Origin of the sequence: Phenylobacterium sp. (assembly GCF_004799395.1) — a bacterium.
Lineage (GTDB): Bacteria > Pseudomonadota > Alphaproteobacteria > Caulobacterales > Caulobacteraceae > Phenylobacterium.
The window spans coordinates 1-18,894 of the sequence record NZ_SSMZ01000025.1 but is presented as its reverse complement, the minus strand read 5'-3'; the positions used below and the strand labels follow the sequence as shown (position 1 = coordinate 18,894).

Annotated in this window: 19 protein-coding genes; 7 read left to right on the top strand and 12 right to left on the bottom strand. The window is 68.6% G+C overall.

Features of this window, described 5'->3' with window-relative positions; translation table 11 throughout:
• Window positions 1-44: 44 nt before the first annotated feature.
• Window positions 45-752 carry a winged helix-turn-helix domain-containing protein gene (locus tag E8A12_RS02100; RefSeq protein ID WP_293366099.1) on the bottom strand — a complete coding sequence of 236 codons (708 nt, stop codon included), beginning with the start codon at window positions 750-752 and terminating at the stop codon, window positions 45-47.
• Window positions 753-868: 116 nt separating this feature from the next.
• Here E8A12_RS02100 and E8A12_RS02095 point away from each other — a divergent pair, with 116 nt between their 5' ends.
• Together E8A12_RS02095 and E8A12_RS02090 are read left to right on the top strand one after the other, a co-directional pair.
• Window positions 869-1,180 carry an NIPSNAP family protein gene (locus tag E8A12_RS02095; protein WP_293366098.1) on the top strand — a complete coding sequence of 104 codons (312 nt, stop codon included), beginning with the start codon at window positions 869-871 and terminating at the stop codon, window positions 1,178-1,180.
• Window positions 1,177-1,521 carry an antibiotic biosynthesis monooxygenase gene (locus E8A12_RS02090; protein WP_293366097.1) on the top strand — a complete coding sequence of 115 codons (345 nt, stop codon included), beginning with the start codon at window positions 1,177-1,179 and terminating at the stop codon, window positions 1,519-1,521. Before E8A12_RS02095 ends, E8A12_RS02090 begins: the two co-directional genes overlap by 4 nt.
• A gap of 9 nt (window positions 1,522-1,530) precedes the next feature.
• On the opposite strand, the gene E8A12_RS02085 is transcribed toward E8A12_RS02090, so the two are convergent.
• Genes E8A12_RS02085 through E8A12_RS02070 form a run of 4 tightly spaced genes read right to left on the bottom strand, consistent with a single transcriptional unit; the run spans window position 1,531 to window position 5,770 of the window.
• The gene (locus E8A12_RS02085; protein ID WP_293366096.1) at window positions 1,531-3,057 is read right to left on the bottom strand and encodes a DHA2 family efflux MFS transporter permease subunit; all 1,527 of its coding nucleotides are present in this window, start codon (window positions 3,055-3,057) and stop codon (window positions 1,531-1,533) included.
• 14 nt (window positions 3,058-3,071) lie between these two features.
• Window positions 3,072-3,455, bottom strand: a complete 384-nt coding sequence (locus E8A12_RS02080) for a hypothetical protein (protein WP_293366095.1) — start codon at window positions 3,453-3,455, stop codon at window positions 3,072-3,074.
• Window positions 3,452-4,480 (bottom strand): phosphotransferase family protein, encoded by a 1,029-nt coding sequence (locus E8A12_RS02075; protein ID WP_293366094.1) that lies wholly within the window; start codon window positions 4,478-4,480, stop codon window positions 3,452-3,454. Before E8A12_RS02075 ends, E8A12_RS02080 begins: the two co-directional genes overlap by 4 nt.
• A 3-nt stretch (window positions 4,481-4,483) precedes the next feature.
• Window positions 4,484-5,770, bottom strand: a complete 1,287-nt coding sequence (locus E8A12_RS02070; RefSeq protein ID WP_293366093.1) for a cytochrome P450 — start codon at window positions 5,768-5,770, stop codon at window positions 4,484-4,486.
• A 98-nt stretch (window positions 5,771-5,868) separates the two neighbouring features.
• Here E8A12_RS02070 and E8A12_RS02065 point away from each other — a divergent pair, with 98 nt between their 5' ends.
• Entirely contained in the window at window positions 5,869-6,948 is a 1,080-nt protein-coding gene (locus tag E8A12_RS02065; protein ID WP_293366092.1) for a hypothetical protein, read from the top strand.
• A 25-nt stretch (window positions 6,949-6,973) separates the two neighbouring features.
• Here the strand turns inward: E8A12_RS02065 and E8A12_RS02060 are convergent, their stop codons facing one another.
• From E8A12_RS02060 to cpaB, 6 genes are read right to left on the bottom strand one after another with little or no spacing between them, the layout of a single operon-like run.
• A complete protein-coding gene (locus E8A12_RS02060) occupies window positions 6,974-7,918 on the bottom strand; it encodes a type II secretion system F family protein (RefSeq protein WP_293366091.1) in 945 nt (314 codons plus the stop codon).
• 16 nt (window positions 7,919-7,934) lie between these two features.
• A complete protein-coding gene (locus E8A12_RS02055; RefSeq protein ID WP_293366090.1) occupies window positions 7,935-8,894 on the bottom strand; it encodes a type II secretion system F family protein in 960 nt (319 codons plus the stop codon).
• An 8-nt stretch (window positions 8,895-8,902) separates the two neighbouring features.
• Window positions 8,903-10,342 (bottom strand): CpaF family protein, encoded by a 1,440-nt coding sequence (locus tag E8A12_RS02050; RefSeq protein ID WP_293366089.1) that lies wholly within the window; start codon window positions 10,340-10,342, stop codon window positions 8,903-8,905.
• Window positions 10,342-11,523, bottom strand: coding sequence for an AAA family ATPase (locus tag E8A12_RS02045; RefSeq protein WP_293366088.1), 1,182 nt, complete (start codon window positions 11,521-11,523; stop codon window positions 10,342-10,344). The genes E8A12_RS02050 and E8A12_RS02045 overlap by 1 nt, the downstream gene beginning before the upstream one ends.
• Window positions 11,524-11,533: 10 nt before the next feature.
• Window positions 11,534-13,003 carry a type II and III secretion system protein family protein gene (locus E8A12_RS02040; RefSeq protein ID WP_293366087.1) on the bottom strand — a complete coding sequence of 490 codons (1,470 nt, stop codon included), beginning with the start codon at window positions 13,001-13,003 and terminating at the stop codon, window positions 11,534-11,536.
• A 35-nt stretch (window positions 13,004-13,038) separates the two neighbouring features.
• Entirely contained in the window at window positions 13,039-14,013 is a 975-nt protein-coding gene (cpaB, locus tag E8A12_RS02035) for a Flp pilus assembly protein CpaB (protein WP_293366086.1), read from the bottom strand.
• A gap of 244 nt (window positions 14,014-14,257) precedes the next feature.
• Between cpaB and E8A12_RS02030 the strand changes: the two genes are divergently transcribed.
• The 4 genes from E8A12_RS02030 to E8A12_RS02015 are packed head-to-tail and all read left to right on the top strand — an operon-like array spanning window position 14,258 to window position 18,765.
• Window positions 14,258-15,187 carry an aldo/keto reductase gene (locus E8A12_RS02030; protein WP_293366085.1) on the top strand — a complete coding sequence of 310 codons (930 nt, stop codon included), beginning with the start codon at window positions 14,258-14,260 and terminating at the stop codon, window positions 15,185-15,187.
• A 22-nt stretch (window positions 15,188-15,209) separates the two neighbouring features.
• Entirely contained in the window at window positions 15,210-16,430 is a 1,221-nt protein-coding gene (locus tag E8A12_RS02025) for a CoA transferase (protein WP_293366084.1), read from the top strand.
• Window positions 16,427-17,410: a hypothetical protein gene (locus E8A12_RS02020; RefSeq protein WP_293366083.1), complete on the top strand. Its 984-nt coding sequence runs from the start codon at window positions 16,427-16,429 to the stop codon at window positions 17,408-17,410. Before E8A12_RS02025 ends, E8A12_RS02020 begins: the two co-directional genes overlap by 4 nt.
• A 59-nt stretch (window positions 17,411-17,469) precedes the next feature.
• A complete protein-coding gene (locus tag E8A12_RS02015) occupies window positions 17,470-18,765 on the top strand; it encodes an acetyl-CoA C-acyltransferase (RefSeq protein WP_293366082.1) in 1,296 nt (431 codons plus the stop codon).
• On the opposite strand, the gene E8A12_RS02010 is transcribed toward E8A12_RS02015, so the two are convergent.
• On the bottom strand, window positions 18,762-18,894 hold a 133-nt coding region (locus E8A12_RS02010; protein WP_293366114.1), incomplete at its 5' end, for an acetyl-CoA carboxylase biotin carboxyl carrier protein subunit. The two genes, E8A12_RS02015 and E8A12_RS02010, sit on opposite strands and share 4 nt — an antisense overlap.

Genomic DNA, 18,894 nt, shown 5'->3' with positions numbered 1-18,894 from the left:
CCAAATCGGCGGCGCCGCCAGCAAAGCCGAGCGGGCGACGAATGTCACGCCAAGGCTTGCGCGTTCTCCGTCGGGACTCCGAAGATTTCGCGGAAGGCCTCGAGTCCGCGGGGGCTGAAACTGACGATCCGGCTGTCCGGCTCTCGCTTGGCCCAGCCCAGGCCGAAGAAGCGTTCGAGCAGGGCCGCGCCCAGCGCGCCGGCCAGGTGCGAGCGGCGCACGCTCCAGTCCAGGCAGCCTTTGCAGAGCGGGCGGCGCAGGCTGGAGAGCGCCGGCAGGTCGAGGCCCAGCGCCGTCATGAAGGCTTCGCCCGGGGCAGTCAGCACCAGGGTCTCGCCTGACCCGACGATCATGCCGCGGTGGGTCAGGCTGTCCAGCATGGCCACGCCCAGGTCGCCGGCCAGATGGTCGTAGCAGACCCGCGCGCGGCGGAGCGCCGGCTCCTTGGGTCCGGTGCGGACGCGGGTGTGGCCGGTGCGCGCCGCCAGGCCGCTCAGCGCCTCGATCACGCCGGCCACGTCCGGACCGGAGAGGGCGTAGTAGACGTGCCTGCCCTGCTTGCGGCCCTCGATCAGCCCGCCGGCTGCGAGCTTGGCGAGGTGCGAGCTGGCGGTCTGGGCGGAGACCCCGGCCTCGCGGGCCAGTTCGCCGGCGGTCAGGGCCTGGCCGCCGCTGAGAGCCGTGACCATGTTGGCCCGGGCCGGGTCGCCCAGCAACGCGGCGATCGTGGCGATGTCGGGGCCGACTTTCATACTTCGAGCCTAGGCGCATCGTGGTCGCCCGACCATGGGTGAGGCTTCGAGCGCGATCGAAACGTCCGGCAGCGCGAACCGGGTAGCAAGACGGCGGCCTGAATCTGGAGACCGCCATGAGCATCACCTGCTGCATCCGCTACGTCATCGACCCCTACAAGAAGGACGATTTTGAAGACTACGCCAGGAAGTGGCTGACCATCATCCCGGCGCTGGGCGGCGACCTGCTGGGCTATTTCCTGCCGCATGAAGGGACCAACAACGTCGCGCTCGCGATGATCGGTTTCGAATGCCTGGCGTCTTACGAGATTTATCGCGGCCGCCTGCGCTCCGACGCCGCCTCGCTGGCCAATCTCAAGTTCGCCCAGGAGCGGAAATTCATCCTGGAGGAAACGCGAACCTTCCTGCAGCCGGTGCGGCCGCGGTGATCGCGGTCATCTTTGAGGTCGAGCCGCATCCGGACCGACGTCAGGACTACCTGGACATCGCCGCGGCCTTGAAGCCCCGGTTGGAGGCGATGGACGGGTTCTTGTCCATCGAGCGGTTCGAGAGCCTGACGATGCCCGGCAAGATCCTGTCGCTGTCCTTTTGGCGCGACGAGGCGGCGGTGGCTGCCTGGCGGACGCTGGAGGCCCACCGCCGCGCCCAGGCCGCCGGACGGGCGGAGGTGTTCTCTGACTATCGCCTGCGGGTGGCCAGCGTGATGCGCGACTACGGCATGACCGAGCGCGCCGAGGCGCCTGCGGATTCGCGCGCCGCCAACGGCTAGCCCCAACGCCTAGTCAGCGACCAAGTCGTGCGCCGAAGGCGCCGCTGCGCGCACCGGCTTGAGGAACAACAGGGTGGGCGCGAGGAACAGGCAGCCAACAGCCATGCCGCTGAAAAGGGCGTCGTAGCTGATCATCGTCCCCTGGCGGGTGACCTCGCCGTTGAGGGCGCTGAGACCGGGACCGGGCTGCAGGCTGAACATCGACGGGAGCGCCCAGCGCAGCACCGGATTGGTGACCGTGATGTGGGTGGTCAGGCCGGCATGGGCGGTGGCGGCGTCGCGAATCAGCAGGGCCTGCAGCACCGAGATGCCGGCGCTGGAGCCGATGCTGCGGGCCATGGTCGAGACGATGGTCCCTTCGGTGCGGTGGATCGGGGCGAGCTTGGCGTAGGCCAGCGTATTGAGCGGCGCGAACAGGAGGCCGGTGCCGAGGCCCTGGATGAAGCCGGCGATCTCGATGGGCGTGGGCGTCATGGAGAGGTCGAACTGGCCCATCTGCCAGAGCGCCAGGCTGGACAGCAGAACGCCCACCAGCAGGACGGTGCGCGGCCCGAAGCGCCCCACCAGCATCGGCACCGCCAGGAAGGCGATCAGCGAGCCGAGGCCCCGGGTCATGCTGGCGACGCCCGCCTGGAAGGCGGAATAGCCCAGCAGGGTCTGCATCATCGAGGGCAATAGCGCGCTGGTGGAGAACAGCAGCACGCCCACGAACATGCCGAAGATAGTGGTGCCGATGAAGTTGCCGTCCTTGGCCAGGTCGCGGTGAAAGAACGGGTGCTTAGCGGTGATCGTCTGGACCACGAACACCCAAAGGCCCGTGGCGCAGATCGCCGCCTCGAACCACACCTCCTTGGAGTCGAACCAGTCGAGCGTCGGGCCGCGATCGACCATGAGTTGGAAGCCGCCGATGAACAGGACGAGCGCGCCAAAGCCGAGGAAGTCGAAGGGCCGCTCTCGCCCGCCGTCGTCGCGGTCCATGAAGGTCCAGATGCCGAAGAAGGCCAGGATGCCGATGGGCACGTTGATGTAGAAGACCCAGCGCCAGGAGAAGTCCTCGGTCAGCCAGCCGCCCAGGGTCGGCCCTATGATCGGACCCAGGATCACCGCGGCGCTCCAGATGCTCATCACCCGCGGGATCATCCGCTGCGGATAGATGTCCAGCATCACCGTCTGTGAGAGCGGGATCAGCGAAGCGCCGGCGACGCCCTGGGCGAGCCGGAAGATGACGATCTCCGGCAGCGAGGTGGCGATCCCGCAGAGGATCGAGGCCAGGGTGAAGCCGGCGATCGACGCCAGGAACATGGTCTTGCGGCCGATCTTCATGGAGAGCCAGCCCGACAGCGGCGTCATGATGGCGGTCGCGATAATGTAGCTGGTCAGCACCCAGACGATTTCCTCGGCCGAGGCCGAGACGCTGCCCTGTATGTGCGGCAGGGCGACGTTGGCGATGGTCGAATCCAAGGTGTTCATCAGCGTCGCCAGCATCAAGGCGCCGGTGATCGGGATGCGGTTGGCGATGTCCTGCTGCGAGGCCATGGTGAGACCCCCCGTCAGACCGGCGAGATCGAGAGCTTGCGCCGCTCGGTCGAGGCGATCAGTTCCGCCCAGATGGCGTTCTGGCGTCTTAAGTCGCCGGCCTCTTCGGCGGCGATGTGGGCGGCGATCAGGCGTTCGCGCAGGCGCTGGTTCTCGACGCGCAGGGCCGAGAGCCTGAGGCTGGCCTCGTCGACGGTGTCGTCCAGCAAGGCCGCGAGCGCGCGGTTCTCGGCGACCAGGTTCTCCGCGGCCTCGTCCCAGACCTCGGCGGCGACGCCCAGCACAGCGGCGGCCAGGCCGAGCGCATTGGCTCGTTCGGCTGCGGGAACGTCGGGCGCGGCGTTGCGCAGCAACAGCTGGGCCATCTCGGCCAGGACGGACGGGACCTGCGGCGTCATAGCTTGCCCATCACCTTCAGAATCGCCCGGTCCTGGGCGTTCAGCAGCCACCAGGCGGCGTAGACCATGATCGGATCGGTATTGCCTCCGTCGATGAACGCCCGCGCCGAGCCTATCCAGATTCCTTGGCCCTTCACGCAATTGAACAGAATCCACCAGTGCAGCGCCCCCGGATCGGCGGTGAGCCCGCTGGCGCGCTCCCAGATCGCGATCGCCTCGTCCTGGGGCGCCAGGCCGCCGGCCAGGCTTCGTCCGAATTGCCAGACCGGATTGAAGCCCCACGCCAGGTCCTCCAGCGGGTCGCCCAGGTGGGCCATCTCCCAGTCCAGCACTCCGTGGATCTCGCCGGTCTCGTCGTAGAGGAAGTTGCCGGTGCGGTAGTCGCCATGGACGACCGACAGCTTCTGGGCGGGCGGCGGCGGGTTCTTGCGCAGCCAACGGATGGCGGCGCGCGCGATCGGCTGCGGTTCGGCCTCGTCGGAGTCGAGGATCGTCTCCCAGTGGTCCAGTTCGCGCCGCCAGCAGCCGTCGAGCGCTACAGGCTCCATCACCTGCGTCAGGCCAAGCGCGGCCGGGTCGGCGCGGGCGATCTGCCCCAGGATGGTCCATTTGCGCTCGGCAAGCCGCGGCAGGACCGCCTCATAGCCGCCCGCGAACATCAGTTGCGGCGAGGCTTGATAGCCGCCGAGCTCCTCGGCGATGAAGAACGGATGGTCCAGCGGCCCGTCCGCCTCCTCCAGCCACAACATGGCCGGCACCGGCACGGCCGAGCCGTGGAAGGCCCGGTAGGCGGCGAACTCCACCCGACGCTCGGTGTCGATCAGGCTGGCCGGCGGATCGCGCCGCAGGATCAGCCGCCGCGTCACCATCTCGTCGCCCTGCCGCCAGTTGGCAAGAAACCGGTATGTCTCGCGAGACGCGCCGCCGGAGATGCGCTCCAGGCCGCTCACCGTCACATCGGCGGCGCCTGGCAGGCGGCCGGCGATATAGGCCGCGAGCCGCGGCTCCAGGGGATGAACCGGCAAGCGTCAGGCCATCCGGAAGCGGATCGGCAGGCGTTTGGGTCCGTTGACGAACACGGCCTCGCTCATGGCCGGGACGCCGTCCAGCGCCAGCTCGGAGAGCCGGGGCAGCAGTTCCTCCCAGAGGATGCGCATCTCCATCTTGGCCAGGTGCTGGCCCAGGCACAGGTGCGCGCCATAGCCGAAAGCCAGATGCCGGTTGGGCTTGCGGTCGACCCGGAACTCATCGGGCGCCTCGAACGCGGCTTCGTCGCGATTACCCGAGGCGTAGCAGAGCATCAGCCAATCGCCCTTCTTGATGTCGCGGTCGGCAAAGGCGACGTCCGCGGTGGCCGTGCGCATGAAGGTCTTCACCGGCGTGGTCCAGCGGATGGACTCGTCCACCAGGCCGGGGATCAGCGACGGATCGGCCTTCACCTTGGCCAGCTGCTTGGGATTCTCGGCCAGCGCCCAGAGCGCGCCGGCGGTGGAGGACGAGGTGGTGTCGTGCCCGGCGGTGGCGACGATGATGTAGTAGCTCATCGCCTCGAGGTCGCTGATCGGCTGGCCGTCGATCTGGGAGTTGGCGATCAGGCTGGCCAGGTCGTCGGTCGGGTGGGCGCGACGGTCCTCGGAGATGGCGCGGAAATAATTCGAGAAGTCGATGACCACGCTCATGTCGAACTTGCGTTCCGCGGGCGGCGTGGACGCGTCGCGGGCCAGCTCGGGGTCAGCGGCGCCGAACAGCTCCTGGGTGAGCTTCAGCATGCGCGGTTCGTCGGACTGCGGCACGCCCATGATGCTCATGATGACCCTGAGCGGGTAGTGCAGGGCGACCTCCTGGACGAAGTCGCAGTGTCCGCCGGCCGCCGCCATCTTCTCGACGGCCGCTTTGGCGATCGCCCGGATCTGGTCCTCCAGGCGTTTCAGGTTCTGGGGCATGAACCAGGCCTGGGTCAGCAGGCGGTACTTCAGGTGATCCGGCGCATCCATGTGGATCAGGGTGCGCAGGAGGTGCGGGCTGCCGCCCATCATCTCGCGGACCTGCCGATCTGCGTCCTGGCTGACCAGGGTCGGCGAGCGGTCGCCGTTGTGGAACAGGTCGTTCTGGCGGCTGATCTCCAGGATGTCGGCGTGGCGGGTGACTGCCCAGAAGGGATCGACGCCTTCGATGCTCGCGACGCCGAGCGGCTCGTTGGCGCGCAGCCAGCGGTAGGTCTCCTGGATGCGTCCGTCGGCGTAAGCCGCCGGCTCGACCAGGATCGCGGCCTGGTCTTTCGGGATTCGATGGTCTGCAGCGGTCATGACGCTCATTTGACCCTCCCTTGTGTTCTTCTTGTCGCGCACACTTGATACGCGCCGGCGGCGACCCGCAAGCGTGACGGCGCGTCAATGGGACTGGAGGATCACGAATGCTGACCAAGGGCGACGATTTCCCGATCCACCAGACGCCGGAGCCGATCGCCTACGCCGGGTCGGACCGCAATTTCTACGACCGCTATTTCTTCAACGGCTATTCGCCGGACGGGTCGGAGTTCGTAGCTGTGGCCTTCGGGGTCTATCCGGCGCTGAACGTGGCCGACGCCCACATCTCGATCATCCGCGACGGGGGGCAGCGGTGCCTGCACGCCTCGCGGATCCTCGGCATGGAGCGGATGGAGCTGATCGTCGGGCCGGTGCGGATCGAGGTGGTCGAACCCCTGCAGACCCTCAAGGTCACGCTGGAAAAGGCCGAGGGCCTCGCCTGCGAGCTGACCTTCGAGGGCCGGGCCTTCCCGATCGAAGAGCCCCGCTTCACCCGCCGCAGCGGGCCCAGGATGTTCATGGACTACACGCGGCTGACCCAGAACGTGCGGGTCTCCGGCTGGACAGAGGTCGACGGGGACCGACGCGTCTGCGCCGCCGGCTGGACCGGCACCCGCGACCGTTCCTGGGGCATCCGCCCCGTCGGCGCGCCGGACCCGCAACCGACGCCGGGCGGCGGAATCATGGGTTTCTTCTGGCAGTGGGCGCCGCTCAACTTCGCCGATCGCAGCGTGTTTTTCCACGTCAACGCGGACACCGAAGGCAAGCCCTGGAACACCCGTGCGGTGATCCTGCCCGACGGCGCCGGGCCCGAAGGCGGCTGGCATTGCGATACGCCTCGGATGGAGGAGGTGACGCTGAAGGCCGGCACGCGCCATGCGCTGGGCGGGACGCTGAGGATCCCCCTGGCGCAGGGCGAGGCGACGGTGCGGATCGCTCCGAAGAGCGTCTTCCTGATGCGCGGCATCGGCTATGGCGGCGAATGGCGCCATGGGGCGCTGAAGGGCGAGCTGGCGGTGGCGCGCGAGGACATCGACCTGGCCGCCGTCGACATGGCCGCGCCGGAGAACTGGCATATCCAGGCGATCTCCACCGCGACGTTCGAGGCGCCCGGCGAAGCCACGCTGACAGGCGTGGGCATTTTCGAACAGCTGATCGCGGGGCCCTACCGGCCCTATGGGCTCTGATCTCCCTTCCCGCGCAGCGGGAAGGTTAGTGGTGACCGAAGACCTTCATCAGTCGCGCGGCGGCCGGCAGCATCAGTGAGCCCAGCAGGCAGGGGAAGATGAAGAGGATCAGCGGCACGGTCAGCTTGGCGGACAGGGCCAGGGCCTTCTCTTCCGCCCGCAGCATCCGCTTGGAGCGCATGTCCTGCGAAAACACGGTGAGGGTCTCGCCCAGGCTGGTGCCCATCTCCTCGGCCTGGCGCAGCATGGTGGCGAGCTGGCGGGCGTCGTCGATGCCCAGGCGGTCGGCGAACGCCGACCAGGCGTCCTTGCGCGACTTGCCGGCGCGCAGCTCGAGCACCAGGAACCTCAGGTGCACCGTCAGGTTCGGATAGCGCCGGGCCAATTCCTCGGTGACCCGGGTCACCGCGGCGTCCAGGCTCAGGCCTGCTTCCACCGAGGCCACCAAGAGGTCCAGGAGGTCGGGGAAGCCGTCGGAATACTCCCGCTCGCGCTTGCCGCGGCGCATGTTCAGGATGCGGTCGGGACCCAGCATCGCGATGCCCGCCAGGACGACGGCGACCACGATGCCCATGAAGCTGGCTTTGCCGCCGGCGACCAGCGGCAGGACCAGGATCACGCCCAAGGTGGCGACGGCCAGGGAGGCGGCGCGGACGCCCAGATAGATCACCGGGGCTTCGCGATTGTAGAAGCCGGCCTGCATCAGGCGCGAGCGGAGCACCGAAAGCTTGGCGGGATCGCGCACCGCGCTCTGCTGGCCGAGCCGGCGGATCTGGCCCATGAACTGGCCGCTGATGCCGCTGTTGGGATCGCGCCGGCGCGTGGCCAAGCCGGGGCCGCCGGCGGTGGCCAGGCGGCCGCGGCGGATGGCGCGAAGGCGAAACTCGCCCGCCGCCAGCCAGGCGACGCCGCCCAGGCCCGCCAGGATGAAGATCGCGCCGACGATGGTGATGATGTTCTGGAGCTGCATGGCGGGGCCCCCAGGCTTAGAGCCGAAGATCGATCATGCGGCGCATGACCATGTTGCCGATGAACATCCAGATCCCCAGGCCGGTCAGGCCCCACTTCACGACGGGTTCGTGGATGACGTCGCCGTAGAAATGCGGCGAGGAGATCACGATGAAGCCGATGGCGACGAAGGGCGCCGAGGTCAGGATCATCGCCGAGGCGCGGCCTTCCGATGAGGCGGCCTGGATCTTCAGGCGCATCTTGTGGCGTTCGCGCACCGTGGAGGCGTTGAGCTTCAGGAGGCCGGTCAGGTTGCCGCCGGTGCGTTCCTGCAGGCGCACGGTGGCCGCGAACAGGTCGACGTCCGGGTGCTGGCAGCGTTCGGCCATCCGCGCGATGGCCTGTTCCATGGTGGCGCCATAGGCGATCTCGTCGGCGGCCATGCCGAACTCGGAGCCGATCGGATCGACCATTTCCCGGCCCACCAGGTTGATGGCGGTGGGCACAGGGTGGCCGGCCTCAAGGCTGCGCACGATGATCTCCAGGGCCTGAGGCAGCTGGAAGCCCAGCGCCTTGGCGCGCTTCTTGACCGAGTGCTTCAGGTAGAAGATCGGGCCGCCCACGCCAACGAGCAGAAGACCGACCGGAAACAGCAGGGGGTTCTTGGTGGCGACGAACGCGCCCATGCCGCCGACCAGGCCCGCCAGGACCGAATAGACCGCCCACTTCTTCGGATTGTACGGCAGGCCCGAGGCGACGATCAGGTTGGACAGCCAGCGCAAGCGTTCGCCGCGCTCACCGTCGGCGTTCAGGCCACGCTGCTTGCGCAGCTCCATGACCAGGGCCGAGACGCCGTCGATCTTGTCGGCGACCTTCAGGCGCTTGTTGACCTTGCGCTTCTGGGTGGCCACCGACACGAGGCCGATCACGGCCTGGCCGGCGGTGAACACCGCGGCGAAGACCAGGATCAGGAAGATGAGGTGGCCGTCGAATTTCATGGCGGGGCTCAGGACGCTCCCAGGGCGCGGGACGGGTCGAAATTGGCGACGTCGTAGGGGATGCCGCGGCGGGTCATCTCGTCGATACAGCGGGGCCTGAGGCCGGTCGCCCGGAACTCCCCGTGCACCGTGCCGTCGGCGTCGGTATGGGTACGGTTGAAGGTGAAGATGTCCTGCATCTGCACCACCTGGCCCTCCATGCCGGTGATCTCGGTGACGTGCGTCACCTTCCGCTTGCCGTCGGCCAGGCGCATGACCTGGATGATCAGGCCGATGGCGGAGGCGATCTGCTGGCGCATGGCGTCAGGGCTGATCGAGAGCCCACCCATGGCGATCATCTGCTCCAGGCGGCCGATCGCTTCGCGAGGGTTGTTGGCGTGGATCGTGGCCATTGAGCCTTCGTGGCCGGTGTTCATGGCCTGCAGCATGTCGAAGGCCTCGTCGGCGCGGACTTCGCCCAGGATCACCCGGTCGGGACGCATCCGCAGCGCGTTCTTGACCAGCTCGCGCTGACGGATTTCGCCCTTGCCTTCGATGTTGGGCGGGCGGGTTTCCAGGCGCACCACGTGCGGCTGCTGCAGCTGCAGCTCGGCGGCGTCCTCGATGGTGATCAGGCGCTCGCCGTGGCTGATGGCGGCCGACAGCGCGTTCAGCAGCGTCGTCTTGCCGGAGCCGGTGCCCCCGGAGATCACCGTCGAGACACGGGCCTTCACCGCCCCATGAATGAAGTCGGCCACGGCCATGGGCATGGCGTTGAACTCGACCAGGCGCTCCAGCGTCAACGGCTTCTTGGAGAACTTCCGGATGGAGACCGCCGCGCCGTCGATGGCGATGGGGGCGATGGCGGCATTCACGCGGCTGCCGTCCTGCAGGCGCGCATCGACCATGGGCTGGCTCTCGTCGATCCGGCGGCCGACGCCGGCGACGATGCGGTTGACGATGCGCAGCAGGTGGTCGTTGTCGCGGAACCGCACCGCGGTCAGCTCCAGCTCGCCGCGGCGCTCGACATAGACCTGATAGGGGCCGTTGATCAGGATGTCGTTGATGCTGTCGTCCTTAAGCAGAGGCTCAAGGGGACCCAGGCCCACCATCTCGTCATAGATCGACGCGCCGAGTTCCTGCAGATCGGCGGTGTTGAGCGCCATGCGCTCGTCGCGCGCGAAGTCGGCGACGAGGCTCATGACCTCGCGGCGGATATCCTTCTCGTCGAGCTTGTCCAGCTTGGCGAGGTCGAGCTCTTCGATCAGCCGCGAGTGCAGGCGCAGCCGGATGTCGAGCTGCGAGGGCGGCGCGCCCTTGGCCTGCGCCTGCGGCTTAGGCGGCATCGGCGGCGGCGGCGGCGAGGCCAGCGTAAGCGCCGGCGAAGCCGGGGCTGGCGCCGGCGTGGCGGCGGGAGCCGTAGGGGCCGGGCTTGCGGGCCGGGCGCCAGGCAGGCTGAAGCGGCCCATCAGGCGGCCTTCACGCCGTTGCGGGCCGGTTGACTGGCGAGGCGCTCGACCATGGTCTGGATGTCCTTGACGATCTTCGACTTGGGCCGGTGGGTGGAGATCGGTCCGCCCAGGTTGACCGAGGCGGCGGCGGCCTCCCAGTCGGAGCTGACGCCCGCCTCGGCCTTGCGTTGTAGGGCCTTCTCGGCTTCGGCCATGGACGGCGCCGGGCCGAACATGCGGCTGGCCAGGCGGTTCAGGACGATTCTCGGTTTCTGACCGGATCCCAGGTCGCGCTCGATCTCATCGGACAGCGAACGGGCGGCCAGCAGGGCCGGGACGGTCAGCTCGGAAACCACCAGCACCTCGTCGCAGCCGCCCAGGACCTCCAGGCTCCAGCTCCGACGATGGCGCGGCATGTCGAGGATCACCCAGTCGTAGCTCTCGCAGGCGATCTCCAGCATCCGCAGGATCGCCTCGCGCGGGACGGCCTCGAAGGCGTCGGGGTCGCGCGGGGCGGCCAGCAGGTCGAGCTGGCTGGTCACTGGGGTGACAAAGGCCTGCAGCATGGCCGCATCGAGCTTTTCCGCAGCGGCGCCCAGTTCGGCGAGCCGCAGCGACGGATGGGCGCCCAGATAGGCCGAGGCCGAGCCGTCGGCGAGATGCAGGTCGATCAGGCAGACGCTCTTGTCCTTGGTCTGCCGCGCGCAGAGCTGGGTGGCCACCTCGATGGCGATAGTGGTGGCGCCTGAGCCGCCCACCGCGCCGATCACAGACCAGCAACGGGCGACATCGACGGCGTGAGGCGGGGCGGCCGGCTGGGCAGCCGGGGCGGGCTTCTGCTCCATCAATGTGCCGATGACGGCCGCCAGCACCTCAGGCGTATAGGGCGCGTCCAGCACGTCGGAGCGTTCGAGGCGCAGGAGGCCGCGCACTACGGCTGTCGGCAGATGCGAACCGACGAGCAGGACGGGCGGTGGCGCCGCGCAGATCGACAGGGCCTGCACCGCGGCCGCCAGGGCCGGCGGACTCCAGGCGTCGGCGTCGATAAGGATCAGTTCGGCGTCCGCCGCGCCGATCCCGATCAGCCGCTCCAGGCCGGCGACTTCAATCTGTGCGCCCGCCAGCGGTCCCGCGGCGAGACCGGCGAGCGCCGGGCCGAGAGTGAGGACACGCTTGCCGCTGAGGGACTGGAGACTCATCGAAGTACGCTTACTTTCCGGACGCGGGAACCGTGGGGGTTTCAAGGGAGGCGGCCGTCGGAACCGGCGGCGCGATCTCGCCGCGCAGCGCCTGGGCCGGGATCGGCGTTGCTGCCGCGGCCGGCGTCTGGGCCTTGGCCTGAGCCGCCGCCGGGGCAGGAGGCTCGATCGGACCGCGCATGTCGTGGGACATCGGCTTGTCCAGCGCCTTGCCGTTCAGCAGGAAGCCGGCCATGTCCGGCTCGACGCCGCTCAGGGTGCGGTCCTTGTCCCGGTCGATATCGGCCTGGGTGACGATGCGCGGTGTCACCACGATCAGCAGTTCGGTCTCATTGCGCTGATAGCGGCTCGAGCGGAACAGGGCCGACAGGATGGGGATGTTCCCGAGCCCGGGGATCTGGTTCACGTCGGTCTGGGCGGTGTGCTGGAAGAGGCCGCCAATCGCCAGGGATTCGCCGCTCCTCAGCTCCACAGTGGTGTTGGCGCGGCGCACGGTCAGCGCAGGGACGGTCACGTTGTCGACGCGTACGGTGTTGGTGGGGTCGAGAGCGCTGACTTCCGGGGCCACCAAGAGCCTGATCTTGCCGTCTTCCTGTACGGTCGGCGTGAAGTCGAGCTTCACGCCGTACTGGCGGAACTCGATGGAGATCTGGCCCAGGCCGCTGGGGATCGGGAACGGGAACTCGCCGCCGGCCAGGAAGCTGGCCTTTTCGCCGGACAGCGCCACCAGGTTCGGGCGCGCAAGGGTGCGGATAACCCCCTTCGACTCCAGGGCCTGCAGGGTGGCGTCGATGGTGGTGTTGCCCGAGTGGCCGGAGAAGCTCAGCACGCCATTGGGCGGGGAGTTGCCGATCAATCCGGTGCCGAAGCTGAAGTTGACCGAGTTGTTGCTGAGCGTGGCGCCCAGGCCGATGTCCTGGGACGCGTTACGGGTGGCCTCAAGCACGCGGACTTCCAGCACCACCTGGGCGTTGGCGGTGCGCAACATCGAGGTCACGCCATCCGGCGCGAGCTTGTCGGCGATGGCCTTGGCGCGCAGCGCCACGCCGGGGCTGGAGACATCGCCGGTCAAGAGCACGCCCTCGCCCAGGGACTGGACCTTGATGTGCTCAGCGGGCAGGGCCTGGGCCAGGTCGCGCTCCAGGGCCTGGGCGTCGACGCCGACACGGACGTCGATCACCTGCATCAGCCGTCCGCCCGGCCCGTAGACCAGGAGGTTCGTGGAGCCGATGTCGAGGCCGCGGACATAGAAGCTGCGGTCGGTGGTGGCGACCACCTCGGCGATGTCCGGCTGGGCGACGACGATCTTGCTGGCCGGTTCGTCAAGGCGGAAGGACAGCGACTTGTCCTTGGGCACGGTGATGACGCGGCTGGGGGCCTGCTCGCTCATCATGGCGTCGGCGTGGGCCGGCAGGGCGACGGCGCCGGCGCTGAACAGGGTCAGGGCGGCGGCCGCCGCGGCGGCCAGTTGGCGCGGCATGGTCAGGAACTCCCGGAATCGCGAAGCGGGGAAACTCACGAGGGCTGCCCCGAAGACGCCACCGACAGCGACGCCGTCGCCTTGGGCGGGTCGAGCGCGGGGACGGCCGGGGGCGCGGGGGCTGCGGGCGGCTTGGGCGCGCGGTCCTTGTGCGACGATTTGTGCGAACCGTCGCCGCGGCCGTCGCCCTCGACGATCAGGATCATGGGCGTGACGGGCGCGGAGGGCGCGGTCGCGGCGCGGCGCACAGAGGCGTGGATCGGCCGCGCCTGACCGCCGCCGGCGAAGCTCGCGTTCATCGGCGCGGTCTGGGCGACCTCGGTCGAGCCGGTGCGGCGTAGCGCCAGGCTCAGCTTGCCCAGGTCGCCGGCCACCGCCAGCTTCTGGGCGTCGGGCACGCTGACCTCGAGGGTCGCGGTGTTGGGGGTGGCGGGTTTGTTGGAGGCCAGGTCGGCGTTAAGGTCGACGCCAAGGACGCGCACGTCCTGGATCACGACCTGCGACACATAGCTGTGCTTCTGCGGATCGCTCGAGGTGTCACGCATAAGCACCACGTCCACCCGGTCGCCGGGCAGGGCATGGCCGCCGACGCCGGTCACGTCGGTGACCTTGATGGTGTAGGCGCGGAAGCCGTCCCGGATCTCGGCGGCGACCGAGGCGCGCGCGCCAGGTCCGCTGAGCTTGGCCGGCAAAAGTGGTTCGCGCGCAGCGATCGGGGTCAGCGCCACCGGCGGCCCGCCCGAGTCCTGCGACAGCACCTGGGCGGTGGTGGTGAAAGCGCCCTCCGGCACCGCGTTGGACGGGATGTTCAGGATCTCGATCTTGCTGGCGTCCAGCTTGTCGCCGAACTTCAGGGGACCCTTGGCCACGACCACCGGCACACCGGCGACGGGCGCCGCCGTGGCGACCTTCACGGTCCCGGGGTTGGGGATCATGGTCTTGGCGACCACCAGGGCGGCCAGCCCGAACAGGGCGCAACCTCCGAGGCTGACAATGGTGACGACGCGCATGGGAATCCGTCCGCCAAAAAAGCTCTTTTGAGATCGTGACCTTAGGGAGGGGAGGCTTGCGATATCCCCAACAAACCTAGTGAATAGGCCGTCAAGCATGCTGAACCATGAAGAAGCTTGACCATGGCGCGGGCTCCGCGATCGGCCTTGCCTGAGGAAGGGATGCGGTTAGGGTCCCAGCGCGCCGCGCGGTCGGACCTCCGCCGGCCGCTACGATATTCAGGACTTTCCGCGGAGGACGACGATGAAGCTGCGCCGGCTGGGGACCTCGGGCCTGAAGGTCAGCGAGGTCGGATTGGGCTGCAACAACTTCGGCATGCGCATCGACGACAAGGCCACTCAGGCCGTGGTCGACGCCGCGCTCGACGCCGGGATCACCCTCTTCGACACCGCCGACATCTACGGCGGGACCAAGTCGGAGGAATTCCTCGGCAAGGCGCTGGGCAAGCGGCGCGGCGATGTCGTGCTGGCCACCAAATTCGGCATGAGGATCGGCGATGACGACCGCCGCAAGGGTGGCTCGCGGCGCTGGATCATGACTGCGGTCGAAGACAGTCTGAAGCGCCTGGGCACCGACTGGATCGACCTCTACCAATTCCATCAGCCCGACCCGGACACCCCGATCGACGAGACGCTGCGCGCGCTCGACGATCTCGTGACCCAGGGCAAGGTCCGCTACATCGGCAACTCCAACTTCACCGGTTGGCAGATCGCCGACGCCGACTGGACGGCGGCGGGCGCCACGCGGTTCGTCTCAGCTCAAAACCAGTTCTCGCTGCTGGAGCGGAAGGTGCAGTTCGAGGTCCTGCCAGCCTGCGAGCATTTCGGCCTGGGCTTCCTGCCGTTCTTCCCCCTGGCCTCGGGCCTGCTCAGCGGCAAGTACAAGCGCGGTGAGGCGCCGCCGGAAGGCACGCGGCTCGCCGCCTGGGGGCCGCGCGGCCAAGCAGCCCTGAACGACAAGAATTTCGACAAGGTCGAGAAGCTGGAGGCGTGGGCGGGCGAACGCGGCCACACGATACTTGAGTTGGCCTTCGCCTGGCTGCTGGGCCATGAGGTCGTCTCCTCGGTGATCGCCGGGGCGACAACGCCGGAGCAGGTGAAGACCAATGCCGCGACCTCGGGCTGGACGCTGACACCTGAGGACGTGAAGGAAGTAGGCGAGTTGATCGGGTGACCCCGGTTCCGAGCGGGGATAAATGTACGACCTCCTGAAAGGCCTGCGCGTGGTGGAGGGCTCGGCCTTCGTGGCCGCGCCGACCTGCGGGCTCTATCTGGCGCAGATGGGCGCCGAGGTGATCCGCTTCGACGCCATCGGCGGCGGGCCGGATTTCCGCCGCTGGCCGCTCGCGGAGAACGGGTCGAGCCTCTATTGGGAGGGGTTGAACAAGGGCAAGAAATCGGTCGCGCTCAACCTCTCGAGCCCCGCCGGCCGCGAGATCGCGCAACGGCTGGCGACCGCGCCGGGAAAGGACGCCGGGCTCTTCGTCACCAACTTCCCTGCGGACGGGTTCCTGTCCTACGAGACGCTGAAGAAGCTGCGCGAGGACTTGATCTGCGTGCGCGTCATGGGCTGGGCCGACGGCTCCCAGGGGATGGACTACACGATCAACGCCGCGCTCGGCCTGCCGCAGATGACCGGGCCGGCAGACGATCTCAGGCCGGTGAACCACGTGCTGGCCGCCTGGGACCTGCTGACCGGAGCCTACTGCGCCTTTTCCCTGGTGTCGGCCCTTCTGGCGCGGACGCGTGAAGGGGCAGGGCGCGAGATCCGCTGCCCGCTGTCCGACATCGGGGCGGCGACCATGGCCAACCTCGGTTTCACCGCCGAGACGGCGCTCGCGGGCCATCAGCGTCCGCGGATGGGCAATGACATCTTCGGCGCCTTCGGGCGCGATTTTCGAACTCGCGACGGCCAGACCCTGATGCTGCTGGCGATTACACCCAAGCAATGGAGCAAGGCGCTGGAGGCTCTAGGCCTGGGCGCCGCCGTCGCGGCCCTGGAGGCCAAGCTCGGCGTGTCGTTCGCCGCGGATGAGGGCCTGCGCTTCACCCATCGAAGCCGGCTCTATCCGCTGTTCGAGGCGGCCTTCGCCCGGCGCACGGCGGCGGAGCTGGCGCCGGCCTTCGACGCTGGCGGCGTCACCTGGGGCGCCTACCAGCCGCTGGAGGCCGCGCTTGCTGATCCGCGACTCTACAAGGACAATCCAGTGTTCGAGGCGATCCGCCACCCGAGCGGCCTGACCTATCCGGCGCCCGGCGCCATGGCGACCATTCTCCAGGACTCCCGTGGCCCGGTGGCGCCCGCGCCGCGGCTGGGGCAGCATACGGACGAAGTTCTGGCGGAGGTGCTGGACATGGGCGCCGGCGAGATCGCACGCTTGCATGACGCCGGTGTCGTCGCGGGAGCGGACGGATGATGAGACGGCTAGGGCTGATCCTGGGCGCCATCGCGATGGCGCTGCTCGGCGGTGCGGCGGCGGCGGACAACTATCGCGCGCCTCGCAACGCGCTGGGCCAGCCCGATCTGCAGGGCGTCTGGAACACCCATTTCATCCTGCCGATGGAAGCCCGGCCGGACATGCCGAGCCTGACCCTGCCGGAGGCTGAGGCCACTGAATTCGCCCGCAAGCTGAACGTCGAGGCCGGCAAGCTGGCGATCTTCGCCCAGGATCCTGAGGTGGCCGAAATCCGCAGCGACCCCAGCCGTTCGAATCTGGCGATCGTGCGCGGTCAGCGGCGCACCCGCCAGGTGGTGCAGCCTGCCGACGGCATGCTGCCGCTGACCCGCGGCATGCGCGGCCAGATGCGCTTTATCGAGCAACTGCTGCGCACCCAGACCGAGCCGCCGTTCCCCACCGAAGGCCCCGAGCTCCGGCCGAACTGGGAGCGCTGCGTCGTAGGCTGGGGCCAGCCGCCGATCGCCAGCACCGGCGACATCAACCCGCGCCAGATCGTCCAGACCCGCGACGTGGTGGTGATCCTGACCGAATACGGCCCGGACCTGCGCATCATCCCCATTACGGACAAGCACGGCCCGCCGCTGCAGGCCTCGGCGCTCGGCGACGCCATCGCCCACTGGGAGGGCGAGACCCTGGTCATCGAGACCATCGGCCTGCCTGAGAAGGACGCCTTGCGGCCCTTCCCGACCCTCTTCGTGCCCGCCAACGCCAAGGTGATCGAGCGCTATACGCGGGTCTCGAAGACCGAGCTCCTCTACCAATACACGGTGGTCGATCCGACGATCTACACCGCGCCGTGGCTGGCGGAATATTCGCTCTACCGGACCGACAAGCCGATCTTCGAATTCGCCTGTCACGAGGGCAACTATTCCCTGCCCAACATCCTGGCGGGCGCCCGGCGGCAGGAACGCGACAAGGCGGCGGCCACGAAACCCTGAATTTGGGATTGCAGGCGTGGCTCGCGGGGCCATCTGTTGCGGGCTGACAGGAGGCCCACATGGCGCGCGCGGCGAAGGCGGTTTCAGGTAAATCCGACATCTGGCTGGCCGCGGGGGTGCGCACCCCCTTCACCAAGGCCGGCGGACCACTGGCGAAGTTGGACGCGCTCGATCTGTCGGTTCCGGTGGTCAAGGCCATGCTGGCGAAAGGCGGGCGGCCGGACCTGATGAACTGGGGCGCTGTGATCCCCAACCTGACCATGAGCAACCTGGCGCGCGAGGCGCTGATCTCGGCGGGCGGCGATCCACAGGTCCCGGCTTCGTCGACGGTGATGGCCTGCTCCACCAGCATGATGGGCGCCTTCCAGGCGGCCGGAATGCTGGACGACGGGGCAGGCCGCAGCCTCGCCCTGGTCGGCGGCGCGGAGGCCATGAGCCGCATCCAGATTGGCCTGTCACAGCCGCTCTCCGACGACCTGCGCAAATTCATGGAGGCCCGTGACTTCGCCGGCCGCTGGGGCGCGATCCGCCAGAGCCGGTTCAGCGACGTCCGCCTGTTCATCCCGGAAATCAAGAACCGGGCGACCGGCAAGTCGATGGGCGAACATACCGAGGAGATGGCCAAAGGCTGGGCCATCAGCCGCGCCGAGCAGGATGAACTGGCGCTGGCCAGCCACAGACGCGCCGCCGCCGGCTGGGCCAGCGGCTTTTTCGACGACCTGGTGCTGCGCCTGGAGGAGGTCGGCCGCGACAACATCATCCGGCCGGACACCAGCCTGGAGGCACTGGGCAGACTGCGCCCCGCCTTCGACCGCACCAGCGGGCAAGGCACGCTGACCGCCGGCAACTCGAGCCCGCTCACCGACGGCGCGGCGGCCATGTGGGTGGCGACCGCCGAAGGGCTGAAGCGCCTGCCGGCCCAGGTCCCGCGGGTTCGGCTGGTGGACTATGAGGTCAACGCCATCAACCTGTTCGACGAGTACCTGCTGATGGCGCCGGCCTATTCGATCCCGCGCCTCCTGGCCCGCAACGGCCTGACCTTGGGCGACGTGGCGCTCTGGGAGTTGCACGAAGCCTTCGCCGCTCAGGTGGCGACCCACATCAAAGCGATCCAGGACCCGGCGTTCCTGAAGGACAAGGCCAAGGTCACCGCCAAGCTCGGCAAGTTCCCCACGGATCGCCTGAACCCCAACGGCGGCTCAACCGCCATAGGCCACCCGTTCGGCGCCACCGGCGCGCGGATCCTCAGCCAGGGGATCAAGGAGCTATATGCGATGGCGAGTGGGTCATGGGCCATCGTCAGCATCTGCGCCGACGGCGGGCAGGGCACGGTGGCGTTGCTGCGGCGGGACTAGGATTCGCTTGCGCTGAGCTTGGCCAGCACCGCGCCTTCGCTGACCTGGGCGCCGAGGGTCGCCGACACCGCCTCCACCGTCCCGTCGAAGGGGGCCGTCAGTGCGTGTTCCATCTTCATGGCCTCCAGG